This is a genomic window from Massilimicrobiota sp. An142 (genome assembly GCF_002160725.1).
Classification (GTDB): domain Bacteria; phylum Bacillota_I; class Bacilli_A; order Erysipelotrichales; family Coprobacillaceae; genus Allocoprobacillus; species Allocoprobacillus merdigallinarum.
The window spans coordinates 86,522-101,978 of record NZ_NFLD01000004.1 but is presented as its reverse complement, the minus strand read 5'-3'; the positions used below and the strand labels follow the sequence as shown (position 1 = coordinate 101,978).

The window sequence follows — 15,457 nt, the reverse complement described above, 5'->3', positions numbered from 1 at the left end:
ACATATGCCGTCACATAGTTTATTTGAACATGTAACACATGGCTCTTTGGGAAATAAAATATTTGATATTTTAAGAGATCGCATTTTAAATGAAGAATATGAACATGGGCAAAAATTAAATGAATTGGCTTTAGCTAATGAATTAAAAATCAGTCGTACACCTATTAGAGAAGCTTTAAAACAATTAGAGTTAGAAGGATTGGTTGAAAGTATTCCTAATAAAGGTGTTTATGTCAAGGGATTTTCACCACGAGATATTGATGATATGTTTGAAATTCGTTGTGCTTTAGAAGGCTTAGCGATTCAACTGGCTATTGATAGAATGGATGAAGAACATTTAGCTAAAATTAAAGATGTGTTTGAATTGATGGAATTTTATACTGCCAAAAAAGATCAGGAAAAAATTAATGATTTGAATATTTTGTATCATGAAACCATTTATCAGGCAACACAATCTCAATATTTTGAACAGCTGTTAAAAGATGTGCATTATTATGTTTCTGTCACAAGTCGTCATTCTATTACCCAGCCTGAAAGATTGGAAACGGCTATTCAGGAACATCGTGCTATTTTAAATTCTATTGTGGCTGGTGATAAAGAATTAGCAAAAGATACGATTCAAAAACATATTAGAAAGACACAAACGCTTGTTCGTGCTTATTATGCGAATAAGAAAAAGAAAAATAATAAAGTGAATGATTGAGTCTGAAAATTCTTTTTCATGTCATATAAATCATCTCATAAAACATTTGTGAAGATACGATAATAAGTATCTTCTTTTTTTGATAAAATAAGCATGAAAAGACTGATGAATGATATAAGGAAAGAAACTCTTTTCAATAAATGAAAATAATAAGCAAAATAAACGATTTGATATTATACTTATCATTAAGGATAAAGGAGGATTGATTATGGAAAAGAAACCAGTAAAAATTGTAACAATTGGTGGAGGAAGTAGCTATACTCCAGAATTGATGGAAGGATTTATCAAGAGATATGATGAACTTCCAATTAGAGAAATTTGGCTAGTTGATATTGAAGATGGAAAAGAAAAATTAGAAATTGTTGGTGCTATGGCTCAACGTATGTGGGATGCATCTCCTTATGATGTCAAAGTGCATTTGACTTTGGATCGTAGAGAAGCATTAAAAGATGCAGACTTTGTCACAACTCAATTTAGAGTAGGTTTATTGAATGCTCGTGTCAAAGATGAAAGAATTCCATTTTCATATGGTATGTTAGGTCAGGAAACAAATGGAGCTGGAGGAATCTTTAAAGCCTTCAGAACAATTCCTGTCATCTTAAGCATTGTCGAAGACATGAAAGAATTATGTCCAGATGCATGGTTGATTAACTTTACAAATCCAAGTGGAATGGTCACAGAAGCTGTCATGAAATATGGAAAATGGGATAAAGTGATTGGACTATGTAATGTTCCAGTAGGTGCAATGATGGCTGAACCTGAAACAATTGGAAAAACATTAGATCAGTTAACATATAAGTTTGCAGGATTAAATCATTTCCACTGGCATAAAGTTTATGATGAACATGGAAATGAAGTGACTCAACAAATCATTGATGCAATGTATGAAGGAAAAGATGGAGGAATTCCTGCGAATATTCATGACATTCCTTTCTTTAAAGAACAGCTTGATACAATGCAAATGATTCCTTGTGGATATCATAGATATTATTATCGTCAAGAAGAAATGTTGAAGCATGGTCTTGAAGAATACAGTACAATTGGAACAAGAGCACAACAGGTCAAACAGACAGAAGAAGAATTGTTTGAATTGTATAAAAACCCTGAATTAGATCATAAACCAGAACAGCTTGCCAAACGTGGAGGAGCACATTATAGTGATGCAGCATGTGAAACAATCGCATCTATCTATGCGAATAAGAATACACATATCGTTGTCACAACAAGAAATAATGGAGCTGTCCCAGATTTACCACCAGAAGCAGCAGTAGAAGTTTCAGCATATATTGGAGCAACAGGCGCAAAAGCGATAGCATTTGGACCATTCCAGCCAGCAGAAAGAGGATGGCTACAATGCATGAAGAACATGGAATGGTGTGTAGAGGAAGCTGCAGTCACAGGAGATTATGGAAAAGCATTACAGGCATTTATCCTTAATCCACAGATTCCATCAGGAGCTACAGCGAAGAGAGTATTAGATGAATTATTATTAGCACATAAAAAATACTTACCACAGTTTGCTTCTAAGATTGCCCAGCTTGAAGCAGAAGGTGTTACAATCAAAGATGATGTCGCAAGAGAATTAACTGAAAAAGGTTTATAATAAGATTAAAAAGGCTATAAAGAATGAAAAGTTCTTTATAGTTTTTTTATGGATAAATATTTGTTTTAAAATGAGTTTATACCATAATATTTACTATCAGCAAATATTGTGGTATATTTGTTTTAGAAAGATATGTTTTTTAACTTTTTTATCCTGAAAAAAAGAAAAATGTCAAAATAATGCGTATATAGATAAGTGAAGGGTTCCTGATTATCATTCTTTAAATATCCAAGAGATTGAAACTATAAAAAATAAAAGGAGGAATGATCAAAATGAATCAGGAATATCTTGAATTTGTGAAAACATTAAGACCTATTGATGATATCTTTATGAAAGTCATCTTCAATGATCAGCACTGCATTGAATTATTATTCAATATCATTTTTGAAGAGGATATTTCCATTACAGAATGGCATATTCAGGATGAATACAGAAATCTTCATGGTAGAACAGTCATCATGGATATAGTGGCTTCAACAGAGAGTGGGAATATTATTGATGTGGAAATGGAAAGAAGTCTAAAGAATGCTTCACCTTTAAGAGCGAGGTTTCATGCCAGTATATTGGATGGCAGTCTGTCATATGTCAATGAGAAATGGGAAAAGTTGCCTGAAATTTATGTTATTTTCATATGTGAAAAGGATGTTCTAGAAACAAACAGATTGAAAAATCATATCCAGAGGTATGGAGAAGATGGAGAAGCATTTGAGGATAAGGTACATATCATTTATATGAATGCCACCAAGGAAGATGAAACACCTTTAGGGAAGATGATGCATGATTTAAGATGTGAAGATCATGAAGATATGTATGATGAAGTCTTGAAAGAAAGAGTCAGATATTTTAAACAAAAAGAAGGAGGAAAGAAAATTATGTGTGATATGATGAAAAAATTAGAAAAACGAGGAGAAAAAAGAGGAGAAATGAAAAGTCTTATTCAAATTCTATTGAAGAAATTTCCAGGCATGAACTTTGAATGGGTCAAGGAATGCAATGAACAACAGATAGAGAAAATCCAAGATCATATCTTAATGAATATCAGCTATGAAGAATTTTATCGCTTGATTCACTCATAAGTGAAAATGTAAAATAAATATTTATGGCTTTCTATGAGTTGATACTATTGTGAGAAAGATAATCGTTGAATGATGGAAAATGATTATCTTTTTTATTTTATTAAATATTAAAAAGTGAACATCATATTTTTATTGTGAAAGATTGACAAGAGAGTAAAATAGAAGTAGGGAGGGGAATGGAATGAATATCATAACAATTGATCATGTGACAAAGGATTATGGATGTCAACGTGGTATTTTTAATATGAGTTTTCAAATCAAACAAGGAGAAACACTGGGATTTTTAGGACCTAATGGTAGTGGGAAGACAACAACGATTCGACATTTGATGGGATTTATGAAACCAGATAGTGGCGTTGTTCAAATTCATGGTTTAGATTGTTTTCAGGATGCTGCTCAGATTCAAAAAATGGTAGGCTATCTACCAGGTGAAATGTCATTTATTGATGATATGACAGGAATAGATTTTATTCAATTGATTGCTAAACTGAAGGGAATGCAAGATTTGAGTTATGCTTATGAATTGATGCAATTTTTAGAATTGGATGCAAAAGCTCCAATCAAACGCATGTCTAAGGGAATGAAACAGAAGATAGGTTTAGTCATAGCATTTATGCAAAATCCGCCAATCTTGATTTTAGATGAACCTACAAGTGGACTTGATCCATTAATGCAATTAAAGTTTGTAGAATTGATGAAACAATTCAAACAACAGGGAAAGACAATTCTTATGTCTTCGCATATTTTTGAAGAGATTGAAAATATATGTGATCGTGTGGTTATTATTAAAGCTGGTCAAATTGTAGCTATTGAAGATATGGAAAAACTTAAACATAATCGTTATAAACATTATGAAATTCAATTCAGTTCATTACAGGAAGCAAACTTATTTATGCAAAAATATCCTGATGCCAGGCAAAATGAATGTTATGTGTCTTTAATGCTTCAAGGACATATTGATGATTTTATTAAAGATTTATCTCATTATAAGGTGAATGATTTGAATATTCGCTCACAATCATTAGAAGAAATCTTTTTACAATATTATGGGGAGTGATGGTAGATGTCCTGGATTTTATATCAAAAAGAATTAAAATCAAACTATAAAATTCTTTTGCTTTTTCTTGTTGTGATAACGATGTATTCAAGCATTATTATCGCTATGTATGATCCAGATATGAATAGTAGTCTGGAAATATTAGCAAAATCTATGCCACAAATTTTTGCGGCATTTGGTATGATGAACATAGCGACAACACTTTTAGATTTTATTACAAATTATCTATATGGATTTATACTTATTGTTTTTCCTTTTTTATTAAGTGTGATCTTATGTTATCGTTTGATTGGCAAATATGTAGATCATGGATCTATGGCTTATTTATTGGCAACACCTTTAAGTCGCCAACAGTTCATGATGACACAGCTGATGGTTTTATTAACGGCTTTGGTTATTGTTGTGATATATGCTTTTGGATTTATTTCTATTTATGCGTGGTTGATGGTTAAAGATGCGAGTATAGATATGATTTCCTTTTTATCTGTCAATATAGGATTGTTAGGTATCCATTGTTTATTGGGAAGTTTATGTTATCTATCTTGTGCTTTGTTTAATGAAGCTAAGTTATCTATTGGCTTTGGTGCTGGATTAGGTATTGTGTTTATTTTGATTCAAATGTTATCTGATGTCAGTCAACAATTTGAAATTCTTAATTATTTGACACCTTTAACTTTATTTGATCCTCAAAGCTTATCGAGTGGAGAATATCAGGCATTTGTTTATGTATTTATACTTTTTGTAAGTGCTTTGTTGTTGTTTGGGATTGGACAATGTCTTTTTAAAAAACGTGATTTACCATTATAGGCATATATGTTGTGCCTATGATGGTTTTTCTATATAATGAAGACAAAGGTGGGATATTTGTGAAAGTATTAGTTATTGGTGGTAGTTATTTTTTAGGACGTGTTTTAACCATGTCTTTATCAAAGCAATGGGATATGACATTGGTTAATAGAGGACATTATTCTATGAAAGATTATGGTGTCTTGGAATATATTTTGGATCGTCATGATTTGGATGCCTGGCAAAAATTACCAAAAGAAGATTATGATGCGGTTATTGATTTGTGTGCTTATCAAAAAGGAGATATTCAAACAGTGATTCAGTCCTTTCCTGGTCAGATTCGTCATTATATATTGATCAGCACTGTTGATGTGTATCAGCGTCAAACAGGTCTTGACAAAGATGAACAGCATCCCCTTGAAACACGTCAGTTTGAAGGAGAAACAGGGGCTTATATTTTAGGAAAAGTTCAATTAGAACAAGAATTACAGTCATTATCAAAAGAATATCATATTCCTTATACCATTTTAAGACCAGGCAATATTTATGGTCCATTCAATTATGCACCTAGAGAATCTGTATTGATTGAAAGAGCAGTGAAAGGATGGCCTCTATTTTCAATTAAGGATGCTCAGTGTACTTTTCAGCTTGTCTATGTGAAAGATGTTGTCAGTGCGATTGAAAAAGCTGTTGAAAAGAAAGCTTATAATACTATTTATAATGTTATTAATGATGAACAAGTGACTTATTCTATTATGAATGAAATTCTTAAAACTTGTCAGCCTGATGTCAGTATAGAAGAACATTCTTTAGTTGAAGCCATTGAACAACAATATCCATTGCCATACCCTATTTTTCAAGAAGAAATGGAATCTTATAATGGACAAAAGATTGTTCAAGAATTAGGTTTATCTTATACCCCATTAAAAGTCGGATTAAGTAAGACTTATCAGGCTTTTTATCCAGTCTTTAGTCAAAATGAAAAACGATGAGATTTTGATTCTCATCGTTTTCTTTTACATATCTTGAATAGTTTGTTTGACAAGTTTCACAAGATTGATTTCAGCCTGATTGGCAGCTTCCATGACTTCCTGATGATTTAATTCGCTATTTCCTAAACCAGCCGCTTTATTTGTCACAAGTGAAATACCTAAAGTTGTCATACCAGAATGTCTAGCGACAATCGCTTCAGGAACTGTAGACATTCCAACCATGTCTGCACCAATTGCTTTTAAAACACGAATTTCAGCAGGTGTTTCAAACATTGGACCTTTAAAGAAACAATAAACACCTTCTTTAAGAGAAACATTTGTTTTTTGGGCTGCTTTTTTCGCAATTTCCTGTAAATGTTTTGAATAGACTTCTGTCATATCTTTAAAGCGTGGACCAAATTCATCTAAGTTAGGGCCACGTAATGGACTAGGTGCCATAAATCCAATATGATCTGAAATTAAAGTGATTTGTCCAGGATTTAAATCTTCTCTAATTCCACCACAAGCATTTGTAACAAATAAATAAGGAATGCCTAGTTTCGCAAATACACGAATAGGTAATGTCACAACATCCATATCATGCCCTTCATAATAGTGAAAGCGTCCTTTCATGGCACAGACTGTTTTTCCAGCAATGGTACCAATATAAAGTTTTCCTTCATGTCCAGGAATAGTAGAAACTGGAAAATGAGGAATATCCTGATAATCAATAATGATTGGATTTTCAATTTCATCAGCCAATGGACCTAAACCAGATCCTAAAATAATCGCAATATCAATTTTCCCATGATAGCGAGAATGGATATATTCATAAGCTTCATTAATTTTTGTATACATAACTCTCCTCCTTGTTTTCATTATAAACAAACTGTGCATGAAAAAAAAGACCTTTTTGAGGTCTTTAGTCAGCATTTAAGATTGCTGCCTGTGTATATGTTCTTTGAGTTAATTCATTATTTAATGAATAAAGTGATTTAGGATCATGACCAAACAATTCAAATTGTGTTAATAAGTCAGTTGCATTTTTTTCTTCTTCACCTTGTTCAGAGACATACCAGTCTAAGAATTTCATTGTACGATAATCTCTCACTTCATATGCAGCATCATAGATTGTATGAATTAAACTTGTGACATATTGTTCATGTTCTAATCCATATTTTAATGGATCATCAAGATGATTTAATTCTTTATCAGGTTTATCAATAGCAGATAATGTTACAGCATAATCATTATCCTGTAAATATTGAAGAATACCCATAGCATGATCCATTTCTTCTTTAGCTTGAATATTATACCAGTTGGCATAACCATTTAAACCCTTATGCGTATAAAAATTAGCAAAATCTAAATATAAATAAGCAGAATACATTTCTTTATTAATTTGTTCATTTAATAAATCAGCAACTTTTTGATCTAACATTTTTTCATTCCTCCTTATATGTTTCATTATATACCTGATAGAATACAAAAACAATGTTCAACATTTAAGATTATGGACTTTATGAATCAAAATTTGATACAATATATATAAGAAGGTGAGGCTATGAATTTTAAGGAGAATTTTAGACTACAATCAATTGAACTTAATGAAAAAAGAGTCATACGTGATGCTATTCATGATTATATTCATGTTGATCATTTGATTATCTGGCGTTTGATTAATTCTAAGGAAATGCAAAGGCTTCGAAGAATTAAACAATTAGGAGGAACTTATCAGGTTTTTCAAAGTGCAGAACATTCAAGATTTGTCCATTCTTTAGGTGTGTATCAGGTTGTCAGACGCATGTTAGAAACAGAGTGTTTAACAAATGCTTTAAGTGATTATGATAAGCTTTGTGTGATGTGTGCGGGATTACTGCATGATATCGGACATGGTCCATTTTCTCATTCTTTTGAAGGTGTTTTTGAAGAAAATCATGAAGATATGACAGTCAGAATGATTTTAGAAGAAAGTGAAGTGCACGATATTCTCGTATCGTTATATAAACAACTACCACAAGATGTCGCAAGTATTATTCAACATACACATCCTAATCGCATTTTAATTCAAATGGTATCCAGTCAGTTAGATGCTGATCGCATGGATTATTTATTAAGGGATTCTTATATGAGTGGAACGACTTATGGACATTTTGATATGTCACGTATTTTGCGTACAATGCGTATTCGTGATGGGAAAATTGTGTATAAAGAATCTGGAGTTCAAGCCATTGAAAATTATATTCTAGCAAGATACCATATGTACTGGCAGGTGTATTATCATCCGACAGCTCGTAGTTATGAACATCTTCTACAAAGCATTTTTCAAAGAGTCAAAGATTTATACTATGATGGTTACGTTTTCCAGACCCATTTACATTATTTAATTCCCATGTTGGAACACCGTTTTCAGGTCAGTGATTTTGTTGATTTAGATGAAGCCGTTATTTTATATTATTTTAAAGAATTTACACGTGAAAAAGATTTCATTTTAAGTGATCTGTCATCAAGATTTTTAAATCGTCATTTATTTAAATATCAACAATTGAAAAGTCAAAAAGATCTCGTGTCTATCAAAGCAATTGCCCAAACCAAAGGATATCATCCGGATTATTATATTGTCAGTGATAATCAAAAACAAATTCCATATTTGCATTATGGTGAAAGTGGAGAATTAAGTGAAATTGAAATTTTAGATAGTGAAGGTTGTCTATCACCATTACCAATGAAATCTGAGATTGTTTCAGCTATCTTAAATTCAAAACGTTTTAAATCAGATCAAAAAGTATTTTTCCCAAAGGAGATTAAAGATGAACTATCAATTTTTTAATAAGCTTCCTGAAGAAGCAAAAATGATTAGAGAAAAAGTCTTTGTTGAAGAACAGGGATTTCAAAATGAATTTGATGAACAAGATGAACATAGTTGGCATCTGGTTATTTATGATTATCGTACACCTGTAGGATGTGCCCGTATGTTTGATGAAAAGGGAGATATTGTTTTTGGGAGAATCGCAGTGATTCCAGAAAAACGACATAAACATTTAGGAAGTTATATCTTACATGAACTAGAAAAGAAAGCCAGAGAACTTGGTTATCCAAAAGCTAAACTTTCAGCCCAGGTGGGTGCTATGGGATTCTATGAAAAGAACGGTTTTCAAGCATATGGTGAGGAATATTTAGATGAATTTTGTCCTCACATTCATATGGAAAAAAGATTATAATATGTATCATTGTCAATGAACTGTTGTTCATTGACTTTTTTGAAAAATAAAATCATTTGAATATATAGAAACTATATATAATGTTTCATATACCATAATATTTACTATCAGCAAATATTGTAGTATATTTGTTTTAGAAAGATATGTTTTTTACTTTTTTGTCCTGAAAAAAAGAAAAATGTCAAAATAATGCGTATATAGATAAGTGAAGGGTTCCTGATTATCATTCTTTAAATATCCAAGAGATTGAAACTATAAAAATAAAAGGAGGAATGATCAAAATGAATCAGGAATATCTTGAATTTGTGAAAACATTAAGACCTATTGATGATATCTTTATGAAAGTCATCTTCAATGATCCCCGCTGCATTGAATTATTATTCAATATCATTTTTGAAGAGGATATTTCCATTACAGAATGGCATATTCAGGATGAATACAGAAATCTTCATGGTAGAACAGTCATTATGGATATAGTAGCTTCAACAGAGAATGGGAATATTATTGATGTGGAAATGGAAAGAAGTCTAAAGAATGCTTCACCATTAAGAGCAAGGTTTCATGCCAGCATATTGGATAGCAGTCTATCATATGTTAATGAGAAGTGGGAAAAGTTACCTGAGATTTATGTTATTTTCATATGTGAAAAGGATGTTCTAGAAACAAACAGATTGAAAAATCATATCCAGAGGTATGGAGAAGATGGAGAATCATTTGAGGATAAGGTACATATCATTGATATGAATGCCACCAAGGAAGGTGAAACACCCCTAGGGAAGCTGATGCATGATTTAAGATGTGAAAATCATGAAGACATGTATGATGAAGTCTTGAAAGAAAGAGTCAGATATTTTAAACAGGAAAAAGGAGGAAAGAAAATTATGTGTGATATGATGGAAAAATTAGAAAAACGAGGTGAAATGAAAAGTCTTATTCAAATTCTGTTGAAGAAATTTCCAGGCATGAATTTTGAATGGGTCAAGGAGTGCAATGAACAGCAGATAGAGAAAATTCAAGATCATATCTTAATGAATATGAGTTACGAAGAATTTTATAAGTTGGTACTTCATGATAAATAATAGAATGTAATAAAAAAATAGAGAAGTTCTATGATAAGCAGTTATAGCTTATATCATAGAACTTTTTGAATAGGGATAAAAAAGAATCTCTGTGTTGATTTCGATAAAATTGTCTTTATTTGTCAGGAATTATGATATACTAAAACAAAGGAAGGTGAGGCAAATGCTTTGTTATTATGCTGTTTTTCCAACAAAAAATTTAAATCAAGATATATTAATAGGTTTTTTATGGGATTGGCTAGAACATTCTAAAAATAAAATGGAAGGATTATATATAGAAAAAACTTTTCCATTTGAATATGAAGTGGATCATAAACATTTAAAGCTTCAGATCTTTGATGAAAAATATTTTACGATTTATTTTTCTACACAGGATAATGATAAAAATACACATTTTATAGTAGAAGTGATATATGATATGTTAGAAGAAAAAATACATTTACGTTTTTCTAAAGAAACATCTCATGATTCACGTTATATATCAGCTGTATCTATTCCCGTTTTGTTTAAAAACATATTAGTATCTCCCTATATAAAAAGTGATATTTATCCGCTTTCTTATAAAGCACATCATGTTAAAGATATTGAAGCTATGAAAGTTCAGGAACACCAGTTACCGATTCTTTACATGCATACCACATATATAGATGCAAATCTTCTTGCAAGAAAGATGCTGGGCTTAGCGCATGTCTGTTATTGTAAAAATCAAAAAGAAGAAGGATATATTGAAATCATTGATGATCATGAAAGCCGTATATTTCAATTGAATAAAAAACGTCAAAGTTTATATCAGATTTATGAATTAAATGAACTGTTGAGAAATGAAATCATTAAAAAATATAAAAATCATATGCCTTCTTATGAACAGCTTTATCAAAATCAGATTCTTCATCAACAAAATATGACAATGAAAAATGCTTATGACTATCAAGAAGAATTTAAAAAAGAAATCAAACGTCAACAAATTGAAGTGGATGAACTGAAAGATATATATCATATGCTAATGGAAGATAAACAAAAGGCCCTAAAACAAAATCAAAAATTAATGCAGGTGGGACAATATCATGATGCTTTGATATATGTGGATCATATGGACAAAATAGCAAGCTATCATGATTGTCTTCTTCAGTATATTCAACATAAAGCTCATGATTTAGAAACAACACAGGAAATTTATCGCCGTCTGGATATTTTAAATGCAATTTTAAAAAAGAATGGAGATTCAATATGAAATCATTTTCAACTTATTTAAAACTCAAAGAAAAATGGACAATTCCACAGTTTATAGATTCATTATTTGAAGTCTATGATATTCAATATGATAATCTCAATTTACAACAAAAAAGAATTATTGAAGATTATTTTGATATTTATCAGTATCCTCAAGATCAAAGTGTTGTGATTCATTTGTATCATCGTATGGAATACATATATAATGAAAAAGATGGTGGTTTGTGTATTCATAATGAGGGATATCAAAAAGGATATCGTTATATAGATTATTTATTGACACATCAGTTGATTCAAACGAGTAGAATTCCTATCAGTGATAGCCCTATAGCAATTGATATGGATCATTGTCAACAAGTCATGCAATGGCTTGAAACTTATGAGAGTTTACCTATTGTTTATATTAATTATGAACAGGTTGTTGATCCTGATTATCTTGCCGGACAGTTAAGAGGAATAGCTCATGTTATGTATGAAACATCATATGATGTCTCATTATGGATGAAAGAACATTGTCAGCTCATTCCTTCACAAAGCCGAGTGATTCTCTATTATTTGAATCATGATTATAAGGCATATCGCTTTTTTAAAAAAGAATCCCAAGATCAATTACAACAACGTATTCTTCATCATCTGAGTCTGTATTTAAAACAAAGACGGTATGGAACAAGTTATGATTTTCATAGTTTACAAAAAAGATATCTGGAAGAATTAAAAAATCATGCACAAGATTATGAAGAAGAAACAATTTATCAGTTAGATCAGGAAATGGAAAAATTAGAGAATGAAAAAATCAAATACAGTGAATTAATCAGTCAATTAGAAAATGAAGTAGAATTATTGAAAATGCAAAATGAAATGTTAGAAGAACAAATGAGTCTACAAAATCAATATGGTATTTTAAATAAAGGTGATATTCAGGAATATTATCAGGGAGAACAGAAAGATATTCTTTTAAATATGCTGGAAGATGATGTGAAAAAGAAAAATGTTGGAAATCTTGATATGAGTCTATTGGAAGATATTCTCCAACAAAATACGAAAGATGGCATTAGAGAGGAATATTTAAATTGTATTTTGAAAGCTTTAATTAGCAGTTATGATATATATAAATTAAAAAGCTATGGTATCACAATCAAAGATGAAAAAAACAAGCATCCTGTGGCTATGTTTTTTGATAATCCAAGATATCAATCTGCGCTTTCATCGACACCAAGTGATCAAAATGCCTGTCGACAGATTTACAGACAATTTAGAAAATACTTTTTTTAAAAAGGAACGAAATAGATTCGTTCTTTTTTGTGTAAGAAAGTGAGAACTTGATTTCAACTTGTTTTTTTAACCTTATTATATATAATTGAAAATAGAAACATCAATGAAGCAGGTGATGAGATGGATAGAAAAGATATTTTGAAAGTGATGGAAAATATTTATACATCAAAGGAAGCAGCTGAATATTTAGATATGTCTTATGAAGCTTTTTGTCAGATTGTCCAAAGTCAACAGATTCAACCTATTAAACAAAGTCATACAGTTATGTTATTTTTAAAAAGTGATTTAGATGATTATTATAAGATGAAACATTCACAAGAATCATTCAATATTAATCAAGTTTCTGTAAGAGATGCGATATTGTATTATACAATCCAGCAATATTTTGATAATAGTGATAAAAAAACATTGGCTTTTATCCAACAGATTAAGCAATTCTATCATTTTGATTTTCATGCAGGTTTAAAAATAAATATTCCGTTTTTAGCTTCTCAATTTCATATCACAGAACAAGAATTTTATAATAGCTATTTACAAATCAAAAAAGCTTTTACACAATTACCAGCCAATACACACATTATAAAAAAAGGAGAAGACAAGTATCCTCAACAACTTGCTGATACAAAAGAGGCTCCACTATTTTTATTTGTCAATGGTCAAGTCAATTTACTGTATCAAAAGTCTATATGTGTTGTAGGAAGTCGAAAGGCATCTCCATATGCCATTGAACAGACAAAACAATTGGTGAAAGCATTAGTGGATGATGGTTTTGTTGTGAATGCCGGTTTAGCAAAAGGAATTGATACGGTGGTGCATCAGACTGTTTTGCAAAACAAAGGACAAACAATAGCAGTCATTGGCACATCACTACATGAATATTATCCAAAGGAAAATCAGACCTTACAATTTACAATTGAAAAAGAAGGGTTGGTTGTTTCACAATATCCACCATGTCAGCATGTGAATAGATGGAATTTTCCAAAGCGTAATGCAACTATGAGTGGATTATCAATAGGGACTGTGATTATGGAAGCAAGTGAAAACAGTGGCACTTTGAAGCAGGCAGACTATGCTTTACGACAAGGCAGATATGTTTTTATACCTCAATATATTGTTGATGATTCATCTTTACAGTGGCCACAAAAATATATAGATAAAGGTGCATATGTATTTGAAACTTATGATGATATGATGAAGATCATTCAACATCAAAAACAGGAGGAATTTTAATATGTGGAAATGGACACAAATCAATCATTTAAAACTGATTATTCTTGATTGTGAGTCTTTAAATCAAAAATATATAGATTTTCCTTATCAGCATCTTTTGGGTGTTGATGTTTTGAAAATAGAATCACTTGACATTGATAAAAATATTGATTTAGATGCTTTGATTGCGAATTTCTTAATAATGGCACAGTGTCAATCCTATGAAGCAATTGTGATAAGTGGAGATATGACATGGTTAAAGAAAGTGATGAGTTATCGTATTGGAACTTTATTTGTTGGGCATCTTCAACAAAAAGATTTAAAATATATGCCGGATTTTGTGGTTGATTCAATTGATTCGTTAGTAGATGTATTATCAGAAAAAGACAAGGGATATAGTGGAGAAGTACTTACATTTGAAAATAAAAAAGGATCATTGTTGTCTTGTCAAACTGAGATTGTTAGTGATGATGGAAAAAAATATCTTACAGAGTTATATTTTGGAGGACGTTATTATCCAGAGAAGCATCAATATTTATTAGATGATGCATTATCATATATGATATTGAAATTTAAACATGAATATGTAGATATCATAGATATATTTTTTGATGAAGCAATTATGGATATACGTAAAAAAGAAAAAATAGATACTTTGACATATATACCACCTAAACCACAAGATATTGAAAAGAAAAGATTTCAAAGATTTTTGAGTTTAAAACTTGAACGCAATGCACAAGATGGATTGATGTTAAAAGATTTCTTGTCATGCCAATGTGATTTTTCACAAAAAGGAAATGATTTGGCTGAAAGAAGAAAAACTGTTAAAGGTGTTTTTCGTGTGAATGGGGATGTGAAAGGGAAAAATATTATTTTAATTGATGACGTTTTTTCTTCTGGTTCAACAATGATTGAAGCTATGAAAACATTGTATGAAGCAGGAGCAAATAAAGTGATTGCTTTAGCTATTGCAGTGAGTCAAATGACAGAATCCCCCTTTGCTTATCAAAAATTAGTTTGTTCATATTGTCAGGAACCGATGGAACTGATGTATTATAGAAAAACACATAAATTACTATTTGGATGTCCTCATTACTATTCACATCCTGATCAAAAAAGCATGATGAGTTTAAGATTAGGAATCTTTTGTTTAAAGAAGAGAAACAGATTATATGATGGAAGTTATGATATGATGAATAGGGAAGATTGTTGATGAACTGATCATAAGAAAAACACCAATGAGATAA

General features: G+C 30.9%; 15 protein-coding genes. 13 read left to right on the top strand and 2 right to left on the bottom strand.

Annotated features, from left to right (window positions below; translation table 11 throughout):
* The first annotated feature begins 4 nt into the window (after positions 1 to 4).
* The 6 genes from B5E87_RS02940 to B5E87_RS02915 all read left to right on the top strand — a co-directional run bounded on the left by B5E87_RS02940 (position 5) and on the right by B5E87_RS02915 (position 6,217).
* On the top strand, positions 5 to 703 hold the full coding sequence (locus tag B5E87_RS02940; protein WP_087243457.1) for a GntR family transcriptional regulator: 699 nt from the start codon (positions 5 to 7) through the stop codon (positions 701 to 703).
* A gap of 208 nt (positions 704 to 911) precedes the next feature.
* Positions 912 to 2,306: a 6-phospho-beta-glucosidase gene (locus tag B5E87_RS02935; RefSeq protein ID WP_087243456.1), complete on the top strand. Its 1,395-nt coding sequence runs from the start codon at positions 912 to 914 to the stop codon at positions 2,304 to 2,306.
* A 272-nt stretch (positions 2,307 to 2,578) separates the two neighbouring features.
* Positions 2,579 to 3,382: a PD-(D/E)XK nuclease family transposase gene (locus B5E87_RS02930; RefSeq protein ID WP_158095536.1), complete on the top strand. Its 804-nt coding sequence runs from the start codon at positions 2,579 to 2,581 to the stop codon at positions 3,380 to 3,382.
* Positions 3,383 to 3,563: 181 nt separating this feature from the next.
* Positions 3,564 to 4,439 carry an ABC transporter ATP-binding protein gene (locus B5E87_RS02925; RefSeq protein WP_087243454.1) on the top strand — a complete coding sequence of 292 codons (876 nt, stop codon included), beginning with the start codon at positions 3,564 to 3,566 and terminating at the stop codon, positions 4,437 to 4,439.
* 6 nt (positions 4,440 to 4,445) lie between these two features.
* Positions 4,446 to 5,246, top strand: a complete 801-nt coding sequence (locus tag B5E87_RS02920) for an ABC transporter permease subunit (protein WP_087243453.1) — start codon at positions 4,446 to 4,448, stop codon at positions 5,244 to 5,246.
* Between the two features lie 59 nt (positions 5,247 to 5,305).
* Complete coding sequence (locus tag B5E87_RS02915; RefSeq protein ID WP_158095535.1) at positions 5,306 to 6,217, top strand: NAD-dependent epimerase/dehydratase family protein; 912 nt, start codon at positions 5,306 to 5,308, stop codon at positions 6,215 to 6,217.
* A gap of 24 nt (positions 6,218 to 6,241) precedes the next feature.
* On the opposite strand, the gene B5E87_RS02910 is transcribed toward B5E87_RS02915, so the two are convergent.
* Both B5E87_RS02910 and B5E87_RS02905 read right to left on the bottom strand, forming a co-directional pair.
* Entirely contained in the window at positions 6,242 to 7,054 is an 813-nt protein-coding gene (locus B5E87_RS02910; protein ID WP_087243451.1) for a purine-nucleoside phosphorylase, read from the bottom strand.
* Positions 7,055 to 7,118: 64 nt separating this feature from the next.
* The gene (locus B5E87_RS02905; protein WP_087243450.1) at positions 7,119 to 7,637 is read right to left on the bottom strand and encodes a ferritin; all 519 of its coding nucleotides are present in this window, start codon (positions 7,635 to 7,637) and stop codon (positions 7,119 to 7,121) included.
* A 123-nt stretch (positions 7,638 to 7,760) separates the two neighbouring features.
* On the opposite strand from B5E87_RS02905, the gene B5E87_RS02900 reads away from it, so the two are divergent.
* The 7 genes from B5E87_RS02900 to B5E87_RS02870 all read left to right on the top strand — a co-directional run bounded on the left by B5E87_RS02900 (position 7,761) and on the right by B5E87_RS02870 (position 15,423).
* Positions 7,761 to 9,026: an HD domain-containing protein gene (locus B5E87_RS02900; RefSeq protein ID WP_087243449.1), complete on the top strand. Its 1,266-nt coding sequence runs from the start codon at positions 7,761 to 7,763 to the stop codon at positions 9,024 to 9,026.
* On the top strand, positions 9,007 to 9,417 hold the full coding sequence (locus B5E87_RS02895; protein ID WP_087243448.1) for a GNAT family N-acetyltransferase: 411 nt from the start codon (positions 9,007 to 9,009) through the stop codon (positions 9,415 to 9,417). Before B5E87_RS02900 ends, B5E87_RS02895 begins: the two co-directional genes overlap by 20 nt.
* A 281-nt stretch (positions 9,418 to 9,698) precedes the next feature.
* Positions 9,699 to 10,496, top strand: coding sequence for a PD-(D/E)XK nuclease family transposase (locus B5E87_RS02890; RefSeq protein ID WP_158095534.1), 798 nt, complete (start codon positions 9,699 to 9,701; stop codon positions 10,494 to 10,496).
* 163 nt (positions 10,497 to 10,659) lie between these two features.
* Positions 10,660 to 11,727: a hypothetical protein gene (locus B5E87_RS02885; protein ID WP_087243446.1), complete on the top strand. Its 1,068-nt coding sequence runs from the start codon at positions 10,660 to 10,662 to the stop codon at positions 11,725 to 11,727.
* Complete coding sequence (locus B5E87_RS02880) at positions 11,724 to 12,998, top strand: hypothetical protein (RefSeq protein ID WP_087243445.1); 1,275 nt, start codon at positions 11,724 to 11,726, stop codon at positions 12,996 to 12,998. The genes B5E87_RS02885 and B5E87_RS02880 overlap by 4 nt, the downstream gene beginning before the upstream one ends.
* 120 nt (positions 12,999 to 13,118) lie before the next feature.
* Complete coding sequence (locus B5E87_RS02875) at positions 13,119 to 14,228, top strand: DNA-processing protein DprA (RefSeq protein WP_087243444.1); 1,110 nt, start codon at positions 13,119 to 13,121, stop codon at positions 14,226 to 14,228.
* Position 14,229: 1 nt separating this feature from the next.
* Entirely contained in the window at positions 14,230 to 15,423 is a 1,194-nt protein-coding gene (locus B5E87_RS02870; protein WP_087243443.1) for a ComF family protein, read from the top strand.
* Positions 15,424 to 15,457 lie beyond the last annotated feature (34 nt).